The organism is Nonomuraea jabiensis (assembly GCF_014204795.1).
Classification (GTDB): Bacteria; Actinomycetota; Actinomycetes; order Streptosporangiales; family Streptosporangiaceae; genus Nonomuraea; species Nonomuraea jabiensis.
In genome coordinates this window covers 6,278,928-6,298,031 of sequence record NZ_JACHMB010000001.1, presented here as the reverse complement: position 1 = coordinate 6,298,031, position 19,104 = coordinate 6,278,928, and the positions used below count along the sequence as shown (strand labels likewise).

Below are 19,104 nucleotides of genomic sequence, written 5' to 3'. Positions count from 1 at the left end.
CTCACGCCTCCTCCACGAGGTCGATCGCCCGTTCCGGGCAGTTGGCCACCGCCAGGCGCGCCTCCGGCTCCTCCCCCGGCGGCACGACGCCGTCGCCGACGACCTGCCCGTAGCCCTCGCCGTCCTCGGCGAACAGGCCCGGGGCCAGGTCGTAGCAGCGGCCGTGTCCCTGGCAGCGCCCGGGATCGATCTGTACTTTCACTGCGGGTCCTCCGCTCTGTCCGGTGGGGCGATGGCCGCCACGACGCGGGTCAGCAGCGCCGACCATTCGGCGTCGTCGACGGCGTGCAGGTCGGGCGTGATGAGCGCGCTGCCCATCGCCAGCAGCAGGCAGAAGTGGGCCAGCGCCTCCGGCGACAACCCGGGGTCCAGCTCCCCGTCGCCCTGGCCCGCCCGTACCAGCTCGGCGATCCAGTCGGCCCGCTCGCCCACGTAGTCACGCATCGGCCGGGCGACGTCCTCGTCCCGCCTGGCCGCGACCAGCGCCTCGACGACGAGGTAACCGGCCGCCTCGCGGGCGTGCGGCAGCCGCCGCCCGAGAACCAGGAGCAGCTCCGCGGCCGACCTGTCGGGGTCGGCGGCGAACAGCCCGGCCAGTATCCGCCGCCCGTGGGCGCGCAGCGCGGCGACGAGCAGCTCGGCCTTGGAGCCGAAGTGCGCGTACAGCGCGCCGTTGCTCACGCCGGCGGCGGCGGCGATGTCGGCCACGCGCGTGCCGTCGTACCCGCGTGCGGCGAACACCTCGGCGGCCGCCTTCAACAACCGCTCACGCGTCTCGGCGGCGGTGACGCCGGGGATGCGACCCATGAGTGAATTTAAAGATTGTTCATTTGATACGTCAAGCACACCTCCCGCTCCCGGGCAGTTGTCTGACGGCTTTGAAGACGACAGTCCGCCGCGGCAACTGGAGGTGGACATGGAAGCGCGCCATCGAAGTTGGCAGTAGCGGCAGGTACGGCAAGAGGTTCGAACCGGGATGGCGGCGGTCTGGCCACGGCGGCTGGCGTTGGTGGTGCCACCGGCGTCCGGTGAGTCGTTCGCGTCGTGGGTCGATCGACGTGCCGATCTTCGAGGTCGCCATTCCGTGCGAGGTCTTCGGCCGGGCCCGTCTCGACCTGGCCGACCCATGGCCCTACGACTCCACGGTGTGCGCGGCCGAACCTGGCCGCACCACGATCGGGGCGGGCTTCGTGGCCGGCACCGTGCACGGCCTGGACGAGCTGGCCACGGCGCACACCGTGATCGTTCCCGCGTGCGCCGACGTGCACGATGCCCAGCCGCCCGGCCTGGTCGCGGCCGTGCGGGCGGCCCACGAGGCCGGGGCGCGGGTCGTTTCGCTCTGCTCGGGCGCGTTCGTGCTGGCCGCCGCGGGCCTGCTCGACGGGCGCCGGACGACCGTCCACTGGTTGTACGCCGACCTGCTCGCGCGGCGCTTCCCCCCGCCAGTTCCATGTTGAACGCGGAGCGTAATCTGGCGCGCAGGCGAGGCCGGCAGAGTCGGCGTTGCGACGCAGATCCTCCGCTTCAACCACCAGCCGGCTTCGGCCTCCAGGCTGGATGAGCCTGTGAAGTGACACAGATCACATCTCATAACGTGAACTTGTGTCGGTCGTCCGGGCGAAAGCTGGCGAATCGATACGTAGGGACGGGAGCAGCATGTGATCGCCGACGAATCCGGCAGGGCCGATGACGCCGAGCTGATACGGCGCTCGGAGCACGATCCGGAGGCCTTCGCCGACCTGTTCAACAGGCACGCACCCGCGTTGCGGCGCTATGTTGCCCGGCGGCTGGGTCCTTCCCTGGCCGACGACATCGTCTCCGACGCGTTTTTGGCCGCTTTCCGGCGTCGCGGCCGCTACGACCTGAGCCATTCTGACGCGCGGCCTTGGCTGTACGGCATCGCCGCCCGGCTCGTCAGCCGGCATCGGCGGGTGGAGGTCCGGTTCTACCGGGCGTTGGTCCGCAGCGGCGTCGACGAGATCGTCGAGCCGTACGCCGAACGTGTCGACGACCGGGTTGCCGCGCAGCAGGCCGGACTGGCGGCGGCTCTGATGGAGCTGTCACCCCGGGACCGGGAGGTGTTGTTACTCGTGGCCTGGGCCGACATGTCGTATGACGACGTGGCCCGCGCGCTGGACATTCCGGTCGGCACCGTCAGATCCCGCCTGAACCGGGCCCGGGCCAGGACACGCCAGGCGCTCGGCGATTCCGACCCTGCGATGATGCGAAAGGAGCCCTCGGATGGATGAGCTGCGATGGGTGCGCGAGTGGCGCACCGAGGTGCCCGAGCCCGGCGAGGAGTGGATCATCCCGGAGCGGCGGCGGCTGCTGATGCGGATGCGGGGGCGCAGGTGGGCACTGGGGCGTCGTCTGCTCGTGGTTGGGGCGTTGGGGGCCGCCACCGCGGTCGCCGTGGCGACTTTTCGGCCGCAATCTCCCACTCAGGAGCCGGCGGCTACCCCCTCGGTCGTCCAACTTGACTCCGGTGTGGTGCTGGCCCGCGCCGCCGAGGTGGCGAGCAGGCGCGAGAGCGCCCCGGTGCCGCTGCCGACGCAGTGGCGCTACACCAAGACCCTGGACAAGCAGCCGAATTCGGACACGATCGAGACCAGTGAGCACTGGATGCGCTATGACGGCATGCAGGCCGCCGGCTTCGGTGAGGACGGAAGACTGCACGTGGGCTCCGAGGGTAACCCCCTGGATCCGGGCGACGACGAGCTGTCGCCGCAGCAGTACGACGCCAAGCTCCGCGCACTGCCGACCGACCCGAGGAAGCTGCTGGCCGAGGTCACGGGTGACCGCCACTGGATCAAGGGAGCGCGTGAGGAGGGGGTGCCCAAGACCGTCGTGCCCGACGACGTTCGGGCGTATAACGTGATCATGCTCTACCTGAGGGAGTACGGCTCGATGCCCCCGCGACTGGAGGCTGCCATGTTCCGTGCTCTCGCGCTCATCCCAGGCGTCCAGATCGAGCAGGGCGTGAGCGACGCCGCCGGCCGCAGCGGGCTGGGCGTCTGGCGGGAGCAACCCGGCGATGCACGGCCCTACCGCAAATACGAGATTTTGGATCCTGCCACCTACCGCTACCTGGGCAGCCGGAAAGTCTGGCTGCAGGATGAGATGCAGCCCGGCGTGGCGGAACCCGTCGCCCGCAAGGGAGCGGTGTGGAGCACGGCCCTGCTGGCATCAGTGATCGTGGACCGTCCCGGCCAGCGGGGCTGATCCGCTCATCGCATGAGCGCGAAGTCCGACGACGCCGCGTCCTTGAACAAGTCGACAAACCCGCGCGGGCGATTGCCTGGGATCAGTCCGGACCTCACCAGACCACGCTGATCCAGCCCCAGCACGCGAGCGGATCCCCGCTAACGTCTAGCGGCGATCACACGCCGCCTGGTCGAGCGGTTCGCCCGCCGCTGAGGAGGCCAGACCAGCCGTACACCGGGAGCTGTCGGAGCTGACACCTCGGGAACTGGAGGTGCTGCGTCTCCTTGCCACCGGGCTGAGCAACGCCATTCCCTTGGAAAGGACATCCGGTGTCGGTTGCAGTTGCGGCTGCTGGCGTTCGCACCTTGTTGTCGGTGCTCGCGTCGGTGTTCAGGCTGGGTTGTCGGATTCCGCTTGCTTGCTCATCACGGCCTCGCCGCATCGGCCGTCGCCAAACCCGCCATTCATAGCGAATGGGATAGATCGCTAAGGTTTTCGACCGTGCATCGACGTAAGTTCCTCACAGTCGCAGCCCTGTCCAGCCTGGCAGCGGCCTGTAGCTCCGATTCCGACACCAGTTCCCCGTCTCAGGCGGCCGCACTCGATTTCGGCAATCCCCTGCGGGTGCCCCCGCTGCTTCACCCCGAGCCGGGCAAGGACGGCGTACGGCGCTTCGAGCTGTCCATGCAGGCGGGCCGGACGCAGATCCTGGCCGGCAAACAGACACCCACCTGGGGCTTCAACGGAACCTTCCTCGGTCCGACACTGCGCGCCGGCCGCGGCGACAAGGTCCAGATGGCCGTACGCAATCAGCTACCCGAGGTCAGCACCGTGCACTGGCACGGTATGCGCCTGCCGGCCCGAATGGACGGCGGCCCGCACCAGCCCATCGAGCCAGGCACCGTCTGGACGCCGCACTGGACGATCGACCAGCCCGCCGCCACCTCGTGGTACCACCCACATCCCCACGGCACCACGGCTCAGCACGTCTACCGCGGTCTGGCCGGAATGTTCATCCTCGACGACGACCACGATCTCGACCTGCCCGCCGACTACGGTGTCAACGACTTCCCGCTGATCCTGCAGGACAAGAAGTTCGCCGCCGACGGCTCCTTCGACGGTGACCCGCTCAAGGGCACCTTCGGCATTCTGGGCGACCACATCCTCGTCAACGGCACCTACAACCCCCACCTGACCGTCACCACCGAGCGGGTGCGTTTTCGCGTGCTCAACGGCTCCAACGCCCGCATGTACAACCTGGCCTTCGCCGACAAACGCCGCTTCCACGTCATCGCCAACGACGGCGGCCTGCTCAGTACCCCGGTCGAGGTCGAGACGTTCTCACTCACCCCCGGCGAGCGCGCGGAGATCATCGTGGCCTTCGCACCCGGCGAGCAGGTCGTACTGCGCACCACCGACAACGGCGTCGACATCGGCAAGGGCGACTTCGACCTGCTGAAGCTCATCGCCGCCGACGATCTCAAGCCGGCTCCTGACGTCCCCGCCCGCCTGGTACCCCTGGCGCCCATCTCCGCCCCTGCCGGCGCGAAGGTACGGCGCTTCAGGCTCAGCGGTCACGACGCCATCAACGGCAAGGAGATGGACATGGCGCGCATCGACGAGGTCGTGCCCGCCGGTGCCATCGAGATCTGGGAGATCGAGAACAACGTCTACTCCCACAACTTCCACATTCACGAGGTCGCCTTCCAGGTGCTGGAGACGGGCGGCTCAGCGCCGCCCGCCTACGCCACCGGCTACAAGGACACCGTCTACGTGCCGTCCAAGAGCGTCGTACGGCTCGCGGTCCAGTTCGGCGGCTTCACCGACCCGGCCTCGCCGTACATGTACCACTGCCACATCCTCCGCCACGAGGACTCCGGCATGATGGGGCAATTCGTGATCGTCAAACCCGGTACCGAGAGTCAGGTGAACCTCACCATCCCCACCCATACAGGACACTGAGCAATCCAGTCCACGGATATCCGGTCCACGCGGGCGGTGACCGCGACCAGGCGCCCCAGGTGTGTCCAGTAGTCAGTGGCTCTGTCGCAGATTCGATGGTGACGGAAGGTGCCGTAACGTCACGCTAAGTTGTGCTGCTGAACTTCACTCACGCTTTCCCATCGCCGAGGTTCGGGAGCTTCTCCATGTAAGAGACGGCCCGGCGAAGGAGCGGAATGGTGACCGACCCGCCTCCAATGAGGGCGATCTGCAGCGCCTCGAGCACCTGGTCACGAGCGACCCGCTCTTCGCCACATCGTTCGAGGTGGTAGTAGACGCATTCCTCGCAGTCCTTCATCACGGACACCACGAGGCCGAGCAGTTCCTTGACCGAGACGGGCAGGGCGCCGGGCGCGTACGCTGCTCCGTCCAACGCGAAGAAGGATTCGAACAACGAGCCGCTGCCGCGCAGGCGCTCATTTCCGTCGGCTCTGGCCCGGCGGAACGCTTCCGGAGAAGGCGTCACAGTCAGATGTTCGCGGGGATGACGTGTGGCATCGGCCTGAGGGCCTGTGGAACCAGACATGTGGGCATTCTGTTCTGCCCATGGGCTAAGCACCAACGAAGATTTCTGCACGGACTATCAGGGCTGCTTATGCTGCCCGTAGCGCCGGTGCCATCGTTATCCGGGCCCTCGGATGGCAGCCCGCGCACCTGGTCGGCACCTCGCTGGGCGGGATGATCGCCCAGACCCTCGCATTCGGCACCCCATCCGAGTGCGCACCCTCACCTCGATCATGTCGACCCCGCCGCCCGGACCGGCACCATGCCCGAGATCACCACCCTAAAAGCGATCATGAAACTCTCCACCATGCCGGTCACCAGCCCGCACCCGACGGCGGTTCACCTACCGCCCACTCAGCCTCGATGCCGTGAAGAAGTCAACGAGTGCGCGTGCGATCTGGCCCGGCGCGTTTTCCGTGGGGAGGTGTCCTGCATCCGGGATACGTATCAGTCGGGTATGCGGGATCTCCGAGGCGAACCGCAGATCAGCAGCTTGGGTGTCGCGTTCTGCCGCAGGGCGGGGACGAGATCCCGCGTGTAGCGGTTGTCGGCTGCGCCCACCATGGCCATCCAGGAGCGGCGAGCCCGCGCATCGGTCCACGGGTCCAGATAGTCCATGATCCGCTGCTCCGTGGCGGCACCGGCCAGCGCTTGTGTCACGGCTTTCCCTCCGCGTCACCTACCGGACGCCCAAGCTCGGCCGCACCCAGATCCGGGACTGGGCGAGAGCGAACGGCTATCCGGTCAGTGAGCGTGGCCGGATAGCTCCAGACGACGACATTCGGGCTCATCACGGATGAGGACTACTCTCAGCCGGAAGGGCCGGAGATCATCACCGTGAGGCGAATCGAGGACTGGACGATCGTCATCGAGGACTGCGGCTGGCGAGCCTCGCATATGGAGGCCCTCTGCCCTCTTTCCCGCGACGGCGGACAGGCAGTGGCGGTAATGCGACATGATTACGCCGCCCGGCACCGCCTTGCCTACGCCGTCGACGGCGCATACCTCACCGACATCGACCCGACCTTCCCCCGACGAAGGCATGGCGCAGATCCGGACCGGCTCAATCGGCACCTTCGTGAGCTCGGCATTGATCCAGCTGCCGATGACCGCATCGAGAACGCCATTCCGGCGGCCCTGGCAATTGCCAGTCGGATCACCAATGTCATGATCACCCCACAGCACCTGCGCCGCCCTGCCCTTGGCGCCGCCATACCCGGGGCCTACTGATCACGTTGACCACCTTTCATGATCTCGACACCATGCCGACATGAGTGCTGGCCTGATCATGGCGATGCCTCTCCGCCAGTGGGGGCTCATCGACGCATCCATGGACAATGACGCCAGCGTCGAAACGGTGAACGGCAATCGCCGCCGGGCCGACCTCGCGCGCAGCATCCGAAGGGCCGCTTGGGATCAGATCGCCCACTGGACACCGGGCGTTCCGGGCTCCGGTTCGTGGCCGCCGCCGGACGAGATCGTGAAACCCAAGCTCACGATCGCTCAATGGCTTCTCACGATCGATGTCCTCGAACGCTGGGCCGCAGCCGCCGATCGCACCGGGCGTCACGAAGCCGCCGCTCAAGAACGCGAACTCCGGGAGCTGATCATCTCGCGGCTTCGAGCGCACGGCGTTCAGGCTCACTGAAGTCGCCGCAACGTGCTTGCCAACGGGAGGAACCGAAGCGATGAAGCAAGTGCCGTTCCCGGACAGGGTGGTATTCGGTGATTGGCACGGTGTGCTTCTTGTGACCCTTTCTGGGCGTCTATCCGAGACAACGCCCGGCATCCGCTTCACTCACAACTCGTGGAGAGCCTTGCGCGGATCTTCACCGGCGAGGGGGCCCACGCGTGGATGAAGAGTCAGGTGTCCTCCGCCCAGGTGATCGCAGGCATGGGGATGGCCGAATGGGCCTCCTTTGCGACGACATGATCTGTTCCAGCGACGTCACAGTACTCAAGAGCGAAAGTATCGTCGGATTCTTCGGGCCCTGGCTGAGCCGGCACGGCATGTCCTTCCAAGACGCGCTGCTCATTGATGACTCAGCGAACAACTGCGCCGCCTTCCGAGAGCGGGGAGGAACCGCTCCGTGCCGGAGGATGGGCGCCGACGACATCACCGACGCCGCAACCACGCTCAGCCGATGGCTCGACGGGTCTGCCGCATCCGAACTTTCCTACGCTGCCGCTCGCGGTGAGGAGAACGGACAGAGACACCCGTCTGGAGGCGTTCGCGTCGTGGGGCCGATCGGATGGTCTGCGGAACGGATGCCACGGGCGCGCCGCCCGCGATTCTCGATAGCCGGAGCCGGCGATCGCCGCAGTCAGCGATCGCCGCAGTCAGCGATCGCCGTGCGCGCCGACGAAGGTGGCGCCGATCTCCGCCATCCGCTCGGCCGCGTACCCGGGATCGATCAACGCCTCGGGGGTGTGGAGTCCGGGCGGCACGGGGGCGCCGCGCAGGCCGAGCAGTCGCTCGACGCCGAGGGCGACACCGAGCGCCGTCAGGGGGCGCTGCCCCTCTGGGTGGAAGAGGTAGCGGCTCGTCCTGAGCGGCGCGCCCGCGCGGTCCACGCCTTCGAGGTCGATCCTGACCTCCGCGGACGCGGGCCCGCCGCGCCGCCTGCCCACCGACTCGCCGACCGCGAACGCGAAGCGGACGTTGGGCGCGCCCGTCGCAAGGGCCAGGCTCGGCACGTCGAGGATGGGAACGATCTGGCCGGGCAGCACGGTGCCGTCGACGCCGGTGACCTCCACCTCCGCGTCGGGGCCGCTGACCCAGTGGAAGACGCCGTCGCGGCGGACGTGCCCCGCTGAGGTGACGGCCAGCAGGCGTTCGATGTCCGCCATGGCCGCGGGCCCGCCGCCGTCCTGTTCGTCCAGCACGCCGCTGACCTCGATGGTGTCGAGCCGGTCGAACTCCCTGGCGAGGTCGAGCGCCGCGAGGACGACGAGCCCCGCGTACCAGTGGCTGGCCAGCAGGATCGGCGTCGCGTCGGCTCGCAAGCCGGCGGCGACGACCTCGGGTCCGATGTCGACCAGGCCGTTGGAGATGCCGACGTACGGCAGGCCGCGGTCCTGTGCGAAACGCAGTCCGTTCAGGTGGCTGTCCCACACCGTTGCCACGACCGCCGAGTAGCCCTCGGTCTCCTGGAGGCCGAGGTCGCCTCGCCGCAGATCGATGGTCGCGGCTGCCGCGCCACCGAGCTCGTCGGCGACCCGCCGGGCGCGGCCGAGATCGCGGCCCGTGATCGTCAGCGGCAGCTCCGGGTACCACCGGCGCAGGAGGGTCGCGGTCCCCGCGCCCGCCTGGCCGGATCCACCCAAGATCAGTACGGAGTGCTCCACGGTGATGTCCTCTCACTAACCTACATTCTGTAACTTACATTTTGTAGCTTAAGCTGAGAGGCGACGCAAGGGAGGACGATGGCCACGGGATCGACTCGCCTGTCCAAGCCGGCCAGGCGGGAGCAGTTGCTCGACACCGCCATGGCGATCGTGCGCGCCCACGGCACCGACAGCCTCACGCTGCTCAGCCTGGCGGAGGCCGCCGGAGTGAGCAGGCCAATCGTCTACGACCACTTCGGCACCCGCCCCGGCCTGCTGATCGCGCTCTACCGGCGGCTCGACGAGCGGCACCGGGCCGCCTCGGAGGAGGCCCTGCGTGACGCCCCGGCCGTCCCCCGCGAAATCGCCCGCGTTCTGAGCGCCGCCTACTTCGCCTGCGCCACCGACATGCCGGAGTGGACCGCCATCTCGGCCGCACTCAAGGGGAGCCAGGAGATGGAGGAGATCGAGCGCGAGCTGCTCGACGGCTACACGGACCTGATGGTCACCGCCCTGCGGCCGTACTCCGGGCTCACGCAGGAAGCCCTCCGGCTCCACTGTGTCGGGGTGCTGGGCGCGGCCGAGGCGATCGCCGCGGAGCTGAACCGGGGGCGTGCCACCGTCGCCGCGGCCATCGCGGCACTGACGGACCTGACCGTCGGCGGCATTGACACCGGAGCCCAGGACTGACGCTGTCGCGGCCGGTCGTGTGGTGGTGCCGCCGAAGACCAGGACCCCGCCCGAGGCCGGTCAAGAGGAATCGATCTTCGACCCGGTACTGCCAACGTCGATGACGCGAGCATCCGTATTTCGATACCCGTCGAAGTGACAGCGCCCAGGTCGGGAGCAGGTCCCACTGTCATCTTCATTGCGTCCAGACAGCAGTCACGGCCTCGACGCCTTGATTTCAAGATCCAGTAGGTGTCTTGAGCATCTTCGCCTGCTGGTCCTACCGTCGTGGCCATGCGACAGATCGACGACCCGGACGTGCTCAAGGTGCTGACCAGCCGGTTTCGGATGAAGCTCTTCAGCCTCCTCTTCCAGATCGGCCCGGTCACGGTGAGTGAGCTCGCCAGGCGGATGGATGCCGACCCCGGCCAGGTGAGCTATCACCTGCGGCAACTGCAGAAGCACGACTTGGTCGAGGACGTGCCGGAGCTCGCCCGGGACAGCCGGGAGCGCTGGGTGCGATCGGTCATGGGCGGGTTGGCAGTGGACAGGGACTTCGAAGCCCCGGAAGCCAGGGCCGTGGTGCAGGCGTGGACTTCGCAGTGGGTGATCGACCAGTTCGAGCGGCTGCGCGACTTCCAGCGTACTCACATGACGCTTCCCGAGGACTGGCGTGGCGTGGCCTTCGGGAGCAGCCGCCACCTGCGGCTGACCAAGGAGGAGTTGGCGCAGCTCGGAGACCAGCTCAATGCCGTGATGCAGCCGTGGTGCGAGCTGACCAGGTCGCGTGTCGAATCGAACGAGGCTTCGCCGGACACCCGCCCGATCTTCGTCTTCTACCACGCGTTCCCCGAAGAACCCTGAGGAGCCTTCATGTATGACATGCATGAAAGGCTCGCCCGCGCGGACCTGGCGGAGCGGCGGGCCGAGGCCGCACGGTTACGCATGATTCCGCCGCGCCCGCGCCGGCGCGTTCTTCCGCGGCTCCGCGGCCGGTTCGCGGTCACCCTCCGCCGCCTCGCCGATCGCCTGGAACCTGCCTGATGGTCCGTACGGGTATCCGCAGGCGTAGATCTCCAGGGCGGGAGCCGTTCAGGCCGGAGTCCGGCCAGGGGACGCGGGTCCGACGGTGGACCAGCCCGGTCGATCACGGTGACTCAACCGGGCTCGTCGGATGGAGACGGTCAGGCGAGGTCGAACCGGTCGAGTTCCATGACCTTGGTCCAGGCTGCGACGAAGTCGGTCACGAACTTGTCGCGGGCGTCCTGGCTGGCGTAGACCTCCGCGAGTGCTCGTAGCTGGGAGTTGGAGCCGAAGACGAGGTCGACCGCGGTGGCCGTCCACTTCACCTCATCGGTGGCCACGTCGCGGATCTCGTACACGTGCTCCTCGGACTCCGACGCCTTCCACCGGGTGCCCGGGGAGAGCAGGTTGGTGAAGAAGTCGTTGGTGAGCACGCCGGGCCGGTCGGTGAGGACGCCGTGCCGGGTGCCGCCGAAGTTGGCCCCGAGGGAACGCAGGCCGCCGATGAGGACGGTCATTTCGGGCGGGGTCAGGTTGAGCATGTAGGCACGGTCGATGAGCAGCACCTCAGGTGGGGTCTTCTCGCCGGAACGCAGGTAGTTGCGGAACCCGTCGGCCCGCGGCTCGAGGACCCGGAAGGACTCGACGTCGGTCTGCTCCTGGGTGGCGTCGGTGCGGCCCGGGCGGAACGGCACCGTCACCGCCACGCCGGCCTCGCGTGCCGCCTGCTCGACGGCGGCCGAACCGGCCAGCACGATCAGGTCGGCGAGCGAGATCTTCGCGCCACCGGCCTCGTTGAACTCGCGCTGGATGCCCGAAAGGGTGTCCAGGACCGTGGCGAGCTGTCCGGGCTGGTTGACCTCCCAGCTGCGCTGGGGCTCCAGACGGAGCCGGGCGCCGTTGGCGCCGCCGCGCTTGTCGGTGGACCGGAAGCTCGCGGCGGCGGCCCAGGCGGTGGAGATCAGCTGGGCGGTCGTGAGGCCGGACTCCAGGACCTTCGCCTTGAGGGAGGCGACGTCGGCGTCTCCCACGAGTTCGTGGTCGACGGCCGGCACCGGGTCCTGCCACAGCTGGGGCTCGGCGACCCAGGGTCCGAGGAAGCGGCTGACCGGCCCCATGTCGCGGTGCAGCAGCTTGTACCACGCCTTGGCGAAGGCCAGCGCGAACTCGTCGGGGTGCTCCAGGAAGCGGAGAGAGATCTTCTGGTACGTCGGGTCGACGCGCAGTGCCAGGTCAGTCGTGAGCATCGTCGGCTTGTGCTTCTTCGCCGGGTCGTGGGCGTCCGGGATGACGGCCTCGGCGTCCTTGGCGACCCACTGCTTCGCGCCGCCGGGGCTCGTGGTGAGCTCCCACTCGTAGCCGAAGAGGATCTCGAAGAAGCGGTTGCTCCACTCCGTCGGCCGGTCGGTCCACGTCACCTCGAGGCCGCTGGTGATCGTGTCACCGCCCTTGCCCGTGCCGTAGCTGCTCAGCCAGCCCAGGCCCTGCGCCTCCAGCGGCGCGGCCTCGGGCTCCGGCCCCACGTGGTCGTCCGCGATGCCGGCGCCGTGGGTCTTGCCGAAGGTGTGGCCGCCGGCGATGAGAGCGACGGTCTCCTCGTCGTTCATCGCCATCCGCCCGAAGGTCTCGCGGATGAAATGCGCCGCCGCGGCCGGGTCGGCGTTGCCGCGGGGACCCTCCGGGTTGACGTAGATGAGACCCATCTCGGTCGCGCCGAAGTTCGGCACCATCTCGGTGTCGGTGACGTAGCGCTCGTCGCCGAGCCAGGCGTCCTCCGGGCCCCAGAAGATCTCCTCCGGCTCCCAGACGTCCTCACGACCGAAGCCGAACCCGAAGGTCTTGAAACCCATCGACTCCAGGGCGACGTTGCCGGCGAGCACGAGCAGGTCGGCCCACGAGATCTTCTGGCCGTACTTCTGCTTGACCGGCCACAGCAGCCGGCGGGCCTTGTCGAGGTTGGCGTTGTCGGGCCAGCTGTTGAGCGGGGCGAAACGCTGGGCGCCGTCGCCGGCCCCGCCGCGGCCGTCGTGGATGCGGTACGTGCCCGCGGCGTGCCAGCTCATCCGGATCATGAGGCCGCCGTAGTGGCCGAAGTCGGCCGGCCACCAGTCCTGCGAGGTGGTGAGCACCTCGATGATGTCCTGCTTGAGGGCCTCGACGTCGAGCTTCTCGAACTCCGCGGCGTAGCTGAAGCCCTCTTCCAGAGGGTTGCCCTTGGACGAGTGCGCGCGCAACACCGAGAGGTCGAGCTGGTTGGGCCACCAGTCCCGGTTCGTGCGCGGGCGAACGCCGGTCTTCTGGGTCGGCGAGCCGATCGCCGGGTTCTCGCTCTCGCTGCCGTGCGCGGTCACGGAGTCCTGCGCGAGCGGGCAGCCGGCCGCCGCCTTCTGGTCCACGCCCTGCGCGCTGGCGGGGGCGTTGTCCTGCGTGTCGCTCATCTGTTTCCTTCCGAACTGCCGGATCACTGGGCAAGGCGTCTCGTGCACAGTCGGGGCAGGTGTACCAGCGGGCTCGATGCGCCGTACCGAACCGGCGTCGGTCCGCGCGCGTGATCGCGGGGCGCGGCGGGCACTGCCGGCCGCGGCCAGGTCACGCGGAACGAAACCGCTCGTAAACGCGCCTCGACGTCAGACGCCATATGGCCAACACGGACCCTTGATGTGGAGTTGTTGAGTTTGCTGCGAATCCGGACCGGCGCTGCCAGTCAACTCGTCGGACTCGCGTCGCCGCCCGCACTGGTGTGCCCCGAATTGAGAGCTACTAACGCGATGAGCGAGTCGGCGCCGACCTCCCGTCATGGGCCCTGGTCGTGCCGGCTTTGCCGAGACAGCAAACGGTATTCGTGGTAGCCCTGCCGCCGGGCCATGATTGCCGCCACACATAACCGACGGACCCGGAGCATTGATGTCACAGCCTTCTCTCACCACCGACGTCACACACCGGCTGGTTTCGACGCCCGCCGGCAGGACGCATCTCGTCGAGCAGGGTACGGGGCCGCTGGTGCTCCTGGTGCACGGGTTTCCGGAGTTCTGGTACTCCTGGCGCCATCAACTCCCGGCGCTGGCCGCGGCCGGATACCGCGCGGTCGCCATCGACGTCCGCGGTTACGGGCGTTCCTCCAGGCCCGCACCGGTGTCCGCGTACCGGATGCTCGAACTGGTCGCCGACAACGTCGCGGTCGTGGAGGCGCTCGGTGCGGAGACCGCGGTGATCGTCGGGCACGACTGGGGCTCGACCATCGCCGCGAACTCCGCGCTCACCAGGCCGGACGTCTTCCGGGCGGTCGGGCTGCTGAGCGTTCCCTACACCCCGCCCGGCGGGCCGCGCCCCAGCGAGGTCTTCGCGCAGCTGGGCGGGGACGAGGAGTTCTACGTGTCCTACTTCCAGGCCCCCGGGCGGGCCGAGGCGGAGATCGAACCAGACGTCCGCGGGTGGCTCGCGGGCTTCTACGCCGCTCTGTCCGCCGACACCATGCCCGCGCCCGGCGCCCCGGACCCGCACTTCGTCAGCCGGGGCGGGACGTTGCGTGACCGGTTCCCGGCCGGCCGGCTGCCCGCCTGGCTCAGCGACGACGACCTCGCCGTCTACGCCGAGGAGTTCGAGCGGACGGGCATGAGCGGCGCGCTCAACCGCTACCGGAACATGGACCGGGACTGGGAGGACCTCGCCGCCTTTCACGGCAGGCCCATCACCCAGCCGTCCCTGTTCCTCGGCGGAGCCCTGGACGCCTCCACCACCTGGCTGACCGCGGCGATCCACGCATATCCCGCGACCTTGCCCGGCTTGGTCGCCTCACACATACTCGACGGCTGCGGCCACTGGATCCAGCAAGAGCGCCGGGACCAGGTCAACCGGATTCTCACGGACTGGCTCGCCGCCCTTCCGGGCTGACGCTGGTCCGACCGGTGACCTGCTGGGCACCGAACGGGCCGCGACGGGCCACTCCGCGGAAACGGTAAGGAAACAACCGCCGCGCTACTACTGATCCGCATGACGTACCGAACTTCACTGACGGCCCTGGCACTGGCGCTGGCGGGGCTGGTGGCGCATCCTCCCGCGGCGGGCGCCACCGCCAGCGCCGGCGCCTCTTCCGTGCGGTGGAAAGCCTGCCCGGACTACTCCGATGAGGTGATCCGCGGCATGGGCGTGGCGGAGGACAAGGTCGCGGCCTTCCACTCCTTGATGAAACGCCTGGAGTGCGGGACGGTCAGCGTCCCGCTGAACCACCGTGAGCCCGGCGGACGCAAGATCGACATCGCGGTGACCCGGCTGGCCGCCACCGACAAGGCCAAGCGGCTCGGCGCCGTCGCCGTCCTGCCGGGCGGGCCGGGCAACAGCGGATACCTGGACCCGGTCCTGCGGACCGCGCTCAGGAACGAGCAGATGGCCGGGCTCAACGAGCGGTACGACATCATCGGCTTCGACCCGCGCGGCGTCGGGTACAGCACCAAGGTCGCCTGCCCCATGTCGCCGAACGGCCCGCAGGAGCCCGGCACGCTGACCGAGGAGGCGGCCAGGAAGACGTACGACGCCCAGGTCGCCGCCAACGAGAAGTGCGGACGCTCCGACCCCGCCTTCCTCGGGCAGCTCACCACCGAGAACGTGGCCAGGGACCTGGACCTGGTACGGACCGCGCTGGGCGAGCGCAGCCTCAACCTGCTCGGCTTCTCCTGGGGCACCTATCTGGGCATGGTGTACCGCAGCGTGTTCCCCGGGCACACCGGACGGGCCTTCCTGGACAGCGTGGCGCCGCCGTGGACCCGTATCGACGAGCACGCCAAGGGCGCCGCGGAGGCGGCCGAGCGCAACTTCGGGCGCATGGCCGCCTGGCTGGCCAGCCGCGACGAGATCTACGGGCTCGGCGCCACCGCTCGGCAGGTGCGCGAGGAGGTGGCGAAGCTGGTCCGCGCGTACGACAAGACCCCCAAGATCTACACCGACCTGCAGCGGCCCATCGACGGCTCGGCCGTCGCCGACCTGGCCAGGCGCAACTCGACCGAGTGGGTACGTGCGGGCAAGGCGCTGGCCGAACTCCGGACGGCGACGGGCACCACCGCCCCGCCCACCGTCAAGGAGGTGCTGGGCGCGCCGATGATGGGGACGCCCGTCCCCGGCGCGCCCGAAATCCTGAACATGACCATGAACCTGGCCGTCGCGTGCAACGAGGACAGCAGCCGGGCCGATTTCGACTCCGCCTGGCGTGCCTACCAGCAGCTCGTGAAGCGCCATCCGGCGACCGGCCGGGCCTGGGGAGTGCCGGTCATGTGTGCCGGCTGGCCGCTGCCGGTGCAGCAGGCCACGTTGAAGCGGGGCAGCGGCTCGCTGGTGCTGGCGGGGCACCTGTACGAGTTCATGTCCGCCTATGACTGGACGCTGCAGACGCGGCGCGCCATCGGCGGCACCGTCTACACGGTCGCCGACGACGTGCACGTGTCAACCACCCGGGTGCCCAAGTGCGCCGCCGACGTGGTGCGGTACTTCGAGACGGGCCGCATCGGCAGAGGCTGCGCAGGCAGCCCGCTCCCGAGCTGACCACCGTTGTCCCGGCTACGTCATTCTCGGGCTGAAAGCGAACGCAGCGTGCAGGCGCGCTCGAACCGCGCGTCGATCGACGTCCATCGTTCGACCGCCTCCGCCAGCGCGTCGCGGTCGCCGTGCAGGATCCCGCGGGTACGGGCCAGGCAGGCGGCCGCCCAGTCGTTCTGCTCGGCGTACGGCATGGCGGCGGCCACCCGTTCGGCCGCCTCGGGCAGGCCGGCGACGACCGCCAGCTCGGCTCCGGCGGCGCGCGCGTACGCCTCGTACCAACGCACGGTGAAGGGCGCGAAAGCGCGCTCGACCAGGGTGGCGGCCTGATCGTACGCGCGGGTGTGGACGGCGACCCTGGCGTCGACGAAGGCGGCGAAGGAGGCCAGGACCGGTGCGGAGGCCGCGTCCTCCGTCCTGGCCATCTCCAGCGCGCGCGAGCGCCAGAGGTCGAACTCGCCGGTGCCCGCCAGGCCGTGGGCGAGCGCGGCGGCGGAGATCGCGGTCGCCATCCAGGCGCTGCGCGGGCTGCCCGCCTGATGCCAGGCCTCCCACATGGCGGGCGCCTGCTGGAAGACCTCCGGGAAACGACCGCTCAGGGCGAGCGGTCTGATGGTCTTCGGGATGGACAGGTAGGGGTGCTCGCCGATGGGGTCCTCGCGCTGCGCGCGCTCGGCGACGGCGAGCGCGGCCGGCAGGTCGCCGACACACAGCTCCGCGCGTGCCGCGGAGTGGAAGGTGTCGACGATCTCGGCGGCGGCGGACGGCTCGTGCGCCGGCAGGTGCTCGATGAGGGTGAGCCGCTCCTGACAGACCCGCTGGACGGCGCGCATCCGGCCGGCTCGCGCGTAGGCGCGTGTGAGCACGTCCAGCGCGCCCAGGAGGACGATGACGTCGCCGCACCCGCGGGCGGCCTCGACGGCGGATCGGGCGAGCTCGAGGCCGTCCTGGTGCCAGGCCCGCGCGATCGCGACCAGCGCCGCGGTGCGCGCATCGGCGGGGGCGGCGCTCGCCTTTTCGATCAGCGCCGGCAGGTGTTCGGACATCGGGTCGCGGTCGTGCGCGCCTCTGTAGCGGTGGGTGACCACGAGCGCGGAGGCGAGCGTGGCCGCGCGCACGCCGGGAGGTTCAGACGGGTCGGCGGGTCCGTCCGGGTCAGCGGGATCGGCCGGGTCGGGGTGTTCGATCTGGTCGGCGGCTCGCACCAGCAGGCGGAAGGCCAGTGGGCCGTCGGCGATCGAGACGGCCGTGGCGGCCGCGTTCAGCAGGTCCTGGTGGCCGTCCACGGCGTCGCGGGCCCGGTCGGCCGCGGCCAGGTAGTGGCCGATCGCCTCCCGGTGGAAGCGCCGGGCGAACGTCAGGTGCGCCAGCGACCTGGCCAGGCGGTGGGCCTGCCGGTCCGGTACGGCGGGCGTGTCGGCGAGCGTGGCCCGCAGATCGTCGGCCACCAGGTCGAACTGCGGTGCCCAGGTGCCGTCGAGCCGTGATTCCAGCGTCGCAGCCGTACCCGCGGCCCAGCGCAGGCGGAGCCGGAGCGTCTCGTCGGTCTCGCCGCTGTCCGCGAGCCGGTCGGCGGCGAAGGCTCGGATGGTCTCCAGCAGCCGCCACCGGCCACCGCCCACCACCCCGATCAGGCTCTTGTCGGCCAGCCGGCCGATGACGTCGGCCGTCGCGCTGGGCGGCGTGTCCGGCATGAGCGCCGTGGCCGCCGCCAGGTCGAACCCGCCCGCGAACACCGCCAGGCGACGCAGCAGCGCGCGCTCCTCCTCTTCCAGCAGGTCGTAGCTCCAGCCGATGACCGCGCGCAACGAGCGGTGCCGGGGCGGCCTGCCACGCGCGCCCGACAGCAGCCGGAGCCGGTCCTGCAGCCCCACCCGCAGGGCGTCCATACCCAGTACGGCGACCCGCGAGGCGGCCAGCTCGATCGCCAGCGGCAGCCCGTCGAGCCGGGCGCACACCTCGGCGACGACCTCGGGCTCGGCGGCGAATCCAGGATCGATCGCGCGGGCCCGATCCAGGAACAGCGTCTCGGCCTCCCCCGCCAGCGGCGGCACCGTGATGACCCGCTCGCCGGGCAGGCCCGGCCGCTCCCTGCTCGCGATCAGTATCCCCGCCTGGGGGCAGTCCGAGCACAGCCGCTCCACCAGGTCGCCGACCTCGTCCAGCAGGTGCTCGCAGTTGTCGAGGACCAGCAGCGACCGTCCCAGCGCGAGCCGCTCGGCGACCACGCTCTCCAGCGGCTGGGGAGGACGCTCGGCCAGGCCCAGCGCGTCAGCCACGGTCCGCAGCACGAACCCCTCGCCGACCGGAGTCAGATCGATGAACGCCCCGCCGGCGGGGAACGACGCCGACGCCGCCTGCGCCAGCACGGCGGCCAGCCGGGTCTTGCCGACGCCGCCGGGGCCCACCAGGCACACCGGCGCCGCCTGTGCCAGCGCCGCCAGTGCCTCCTGCCGCTCCTGCCCGCGTCCGACGAAGGACGTGTGGCTGACCGGGATCCCCTCGACGTGCCCCGGCCTGGCCGAGGAGGACGGCTGCGGCCCGCTCAGGGCCACCAGGGCCGCCCTGCTGGCCACGCCGTACTTGCGCAGCAGCGACGAGACGTGACTTTCCACGGTACGGATCGAGATCCGCAGCCGGTGGGCGATCTGGGCGTTCGTGAGGTGCTCGGCCAAACCCGCCAGCACCTCGGCCTCGCGGGGCGAGACCTCCCGCGGCTCGCCAGGAAGCATGCGGCCATTGTGGCGTAGGTGCTTCTCGGCGGCGAACCAGTGGCGACTCCGTAGTAGTCAGGTGATCTTTCCGCAAGGTCGTCTACTCCGCCACGCTGCCCGCGCTCGAGTGGCGCAA

19 protein-coding genes are annotated in these 19,104 nt (G+C 69.6%); 12 read left to right on the top strand and 7 right to left on the bottom strand.

What is annotated here, in order from left to right; genetic code table 11:
- Window position 1: 1 nt before the first annotated feature.
- Window positions 2-202: a ferredoxin gene (locus HD596_RS28900; RefSeq protein ID WP_313044914.1), complete on the bottom strand. Its 201-nt coding sequence runs from the start codon at window positions 200-202 to the stop codon at window positions 2-4.
- A complete protein-coding gene (locus tag HD596_RS28895; RefSeq protein ID WP_185072448.1) occupies window positions 199-807 on the bottom strand; it encodes a TetR family transcriptional regulator in 609 nt (202 codons plus the stop codon). Before HD596_RS28895 ends, HD596_RS28900 begins: the two co-directional genes overlap by 4 nt.
- Before the next feature lie 221 nt (window positions 808-1,028).
- Between HD596_RS28895 and HD596_RS62160 the strand changes: the two genes are divergently transcribed.
- From HD596_RS62160 to HD596_RS28875, 4 genes are all read left to right on the top strand, one after another.
- Window positions 1,029-1,457: a DJ-1/PfpI family protein gene (locus tag HD596_RS62160; RefSeq protein ID WP_313044911.1), complete on the top strand. Its 429-nt coding sequence runs from the start codon at window positions 1,029-1,031 to the stop codon at window positions 1,455-1,457.
- Window positions 1,458-1,658: 201 nt separating this feature from the next.
- Complete coding sequence (locus HD596_RS28885; RefSeq protein ID WP_185072447.1) at window positions 1,659-2,249, top strand: RNA polymerase sigma factor; 591 nt, start codon at window positions 1,659-1,661, stop codon at window positions 2,247-2,249.
- Complete coding sequence (locus HD596_RS28880; RefSeq protein WP_185072446.1) at window positions 2,242-3,222, top strand: CU044_5270 family protein; 981 nt, start codon at window positions 2,242-2,244, stop codon at window positions 3,220-3,222. The genes HD596_RS28885 and HD596_RS28880 overlap by 8 nt, the downstream gene beginning before the upstream one ends.
- A 606-nt stretch (window positions 3,223-3,828) precedes the next feature.
- Complete coding sequence (locus tag HD596_RS28875) at window positions 3,829-5,166, top strand: multicopper oxidase family protein (protein ID WP_221519568.1); 1,338 nt, start codon at window positions 3,829-3,831, stop codon at window positions 5,164-5,166.
- Window positions 5,167-5,314: 148 nt separating this feature from the next.
- Here HD596_RS28875 and HD596_RS28870 read toward each other — a convergent pair whose 3' ends face one another.
- Together HD596_RS28870 and HD596_RS60510 are read right to left on the bottom strand one after the other, a co-directional pair.
- A complete protein-coding gene (locus HD596_RS28870; protein WP_185072444.1) occupies window positions 5,315-5,731 on the bottom strand; it encodes a carboxymuconolactone decarboxylase family protein in 417 nt (138 codons plus the stop codon).
- A gap of 425 nt (window positions 5,732-6,156) precedes the next feature.
- Window positions 6,157-6,369, bottom strand: a complete 213-nt coding sequence (locus HD596_RS60510; protein WP_221519567.1) for a hypothetical protein — start codon at window positions 6,367-6,369, stop codon at window positions 6,157-6,159.
- Here HD596_RS60510 and HD596_RS66150 point away from each other — a divergent pair.
- Genes HD596_RS66150 through HD596_RS28850 form a run of 3 tightly spaced genes read left to right on the top strand, consistent with a single transcriptional unit; the run spans window position 6,363 to window position 7,357 of the window.
- A complete protein-coding gene (locus tag HD596_RS66150) occupies window positions 6,363-6,509 on the top strand; it encodes an Lsr2 family DNA-binding protein (RefSeq protein WP_185072443.1) in 147 nt (48 codons plus the stop codon). The genes HD596_RS60510 and HD596_RS66150 overlap by 7 nt on opposite strands.
- 37 nt (window positions 6,510-6,546) lie before the next feature.
- Entirely contained in the window at window positions 6,547-6,939 is a 393-nt protein-coding gene (locus tag HD596_RS28855) for a DUF6461 domain-containing protein (RefSeq protein ID WP_185072442.1), read from the top strand.
- A 40-nt stretch (window positions 6,940-6,979) separates the two neighbouring features.
- Window positions 6,980-7,357 carry a hypothetical protein gene (locus tag HD596_RS28850; RefSeq protein ID WP_185072441.1) on the top strand — a complete coding sequence of 126 codons (378 nt, stop codon included), beginning with the start codon at window positions 6,980-6,982 and terminating at the stop codon, window positions 7,355-7,357.
- 692 nt (window positions 7,358-8,049) lie between these two features.
- Here HD596_RS28850 and HD596_RS28845 read toward each other — a convergent pair.
- Entirely contained in the window at window positions 8,050-9,057 is a 1,008-nt protein-coding gene (locus HD596_RS28845; protein ID WP_221519566.1) for a saccharopine dehydrogenase family protein, read from the bottom strand.
- A gap of 78 nt (window positions 9,058-9,135) precedes the next feature.
- Between HD596_RS28845 and HD596_RS28840 the strand changes: the two genes are divergently transcribed.
- From HD596_RS28840 to HD596_RS28830, 3 genes are all read left to right on the top strand, one after another.
- Window positions 9,136-9,726, top strand: a complete 591-nt coding sequence (locus HD596_RS28840) for a TetR/AcrR family transcriptional regulator (protein WP_185072440.1) — start codon at window positions 9,136-9,138, stop codon at window positions 9,724-9,726.
- 273 nt (window positions 9,727-9,999) lie between these two features.
- The gene (locus HD596_RS28835; protein ID WP_185072439.1) at window positions 10,000-10,569 is read left to right on the top strand and encodes an ArsR/SmtB family transcription factor; all 570 of its coding nucleotides are present in this window, start codon (window positions 10,000-10,002) and stop codon (window positions 10,567-10,569) included.
- Between the two features lie 9 nt (window positions 10,570-10,578).
- On the top strand, window positions 10,579-10,749 hold the full coding sequence (locus HD596_RS28830) for a hypothetical protein (protein WP_185072438.1): 171 nt from the start codon (window positions 10,579-10,581) through the stop codon (window positions 10,747-10,749).
- A 140-nt stretch (window positions 10,750-10,889) separates the two neighbouring features.
- Here the strand turns inward: HD596_RS28830 and katG are convergent, their stop codons facing one another.
- Window positions 10,890-13,166: a catalase/peroxidase HPI gene (katG, locus tag HD596_RS28825; RefSeq protein ID WP_185072437.1), complete on the bottom strand. Its 2,277-nt coding sequence runs from the start codon at window positions 13,164-13,166 to the stop codon at window positions 10,890-10,892.
- A gap of 466 nt (window positions 13,167-13,632) precedes the next feature.
- Between katG and HD596_RS28820 the strand changes: the two genes are divergently transcribed.
- Together HD596_RS28820 and HD596_RS28815 are read left to right on the top strand one after the other, a co-directional pair.
- Window positions 13,633-14,619: an alpha/beta fold hydrolase gene (locus tag HD596_RS28820; RefSeq protein ID WP_185072436.1), complete on the top strand. Its 987-nt coding sequence runs from the start codon at window positions 13,633-13,635 to the stop codon at window positions 14,617-14,619.
- Window positions 14,620-14,718: 99 nt separating this feature from the next.
- Window positions 14,719-16,260 carry an alpha/beta fold hydrolase gene (locus tag HD596_RS28815; protein ID WP_185072435.1) on the top strand — a complete coding sequence of 514 codons (1,542 nt, stop codon included), beginning with the start codon at window positions 14,719-14,721 and terminating at the stop codon, window positions 16,258-16,260.
- A 20-nt stretch (window positions 16,261-16,280) separates the two neighbouring features.
- Here the strand turns inward: HD596_RS28815 and HD596_RS28810 are convergent, their stop codons facing one another.
- A complete protein-coding gene (locus HD596_RS28810; protein ID WP_185072434.1) occupies window positions 16,281-18,986 on the bottom strand; it encodes an ATP-binding protein in 2,706 nt (901 codons plus the stop codon).
- Window positions 18,987-19,104 lie beyond the last annotated feature (118 nt).

What these genes read in the sequence shown, in the direction of transcription:
- HD596_RS28895 (WP_185072448.1), bottom strand. Translation starts at nt 807, where the DNA reads ATGGGTCGCATCCCCGGCGTCACCGCCGCCGAGACGCGTGAGCGGTTG.
- HD596_RS28880 (WP_185072446.1), top strand. Translation starts at nt 2,242, where the DNA reads ATGGATGAGCTGCGATGGGTGCGCGAGTGGCGCACCGAGGTGCCCGAG.
- HD596_RS28870 (WP_185072444.1), bottom strand. Translation starts at nt 5,731, where the DNA reads ATGTCTGGTTCCACAGGCCCTCAGGCCGATGCCACACGTCATCCCCGC.
- HD596_RS28850 (WP_185072441.1), top strand. Translation starts at nt 6,980, where the DNA reads ATGAGTGCTGGCCTGATCATGGCGATGCCTCTCCGCCAGTGGGGGCTC.
- HD596_RS28840 (WP_185072440.1), top strand. Translation starts at nt 9,136, where the DNA reads ATGGCCACGGGATCGACTCGCCTGTCCAAGCCGGCCAGGCGGGAGCAG.
- HD596_RS28835 (WP_185072439.1), top strand. Translation starts at nt 10,000, where the DNA reads ATGCGACAGATCGACGACCCGGACGTGCTCAAGGTGCTGACCAGCCGG.
- HD596_RS28830 (WP_185072438.1), top strand. Translation starts at nt 10,579, where the DNA reads ATGTATGACATGCATGAAAGGCTCGCCCGCGCGGACCTGGCGGAGCGG.
- katG (WP_185072437.1), bottom strand. Translation starts at nt 13,166, where the DNA reads ATGAGCGACACGCAGGACAACGCCCCCGCCAGCGCGCAGGGCGTGGAC.
- HD596_RS28820 (WP_185072436.1), top strand. Translation starts at nt 13,633, where the DNA reads ATGTCACAGCCTTCTCTCACCACCGACGTCACACACCGGCTGGTTTCG.
- HD596_RS28815 (WP_185072435.1), top strand. Translation starts at nt 14,719, where the DNA reads ATGACGTACCGAACTTCACTGACGGCCCTGGCACTGGCGCTGGCGGGG.
- HD596_RS28810 (WP_185072434.1), bottom strand. Translation starts at nt 18,986, where the DNA reads ATGCTTCCTGGCGAGCCGCGGGAGGTCTCGCCCCGCGAGGCCGAGGTG.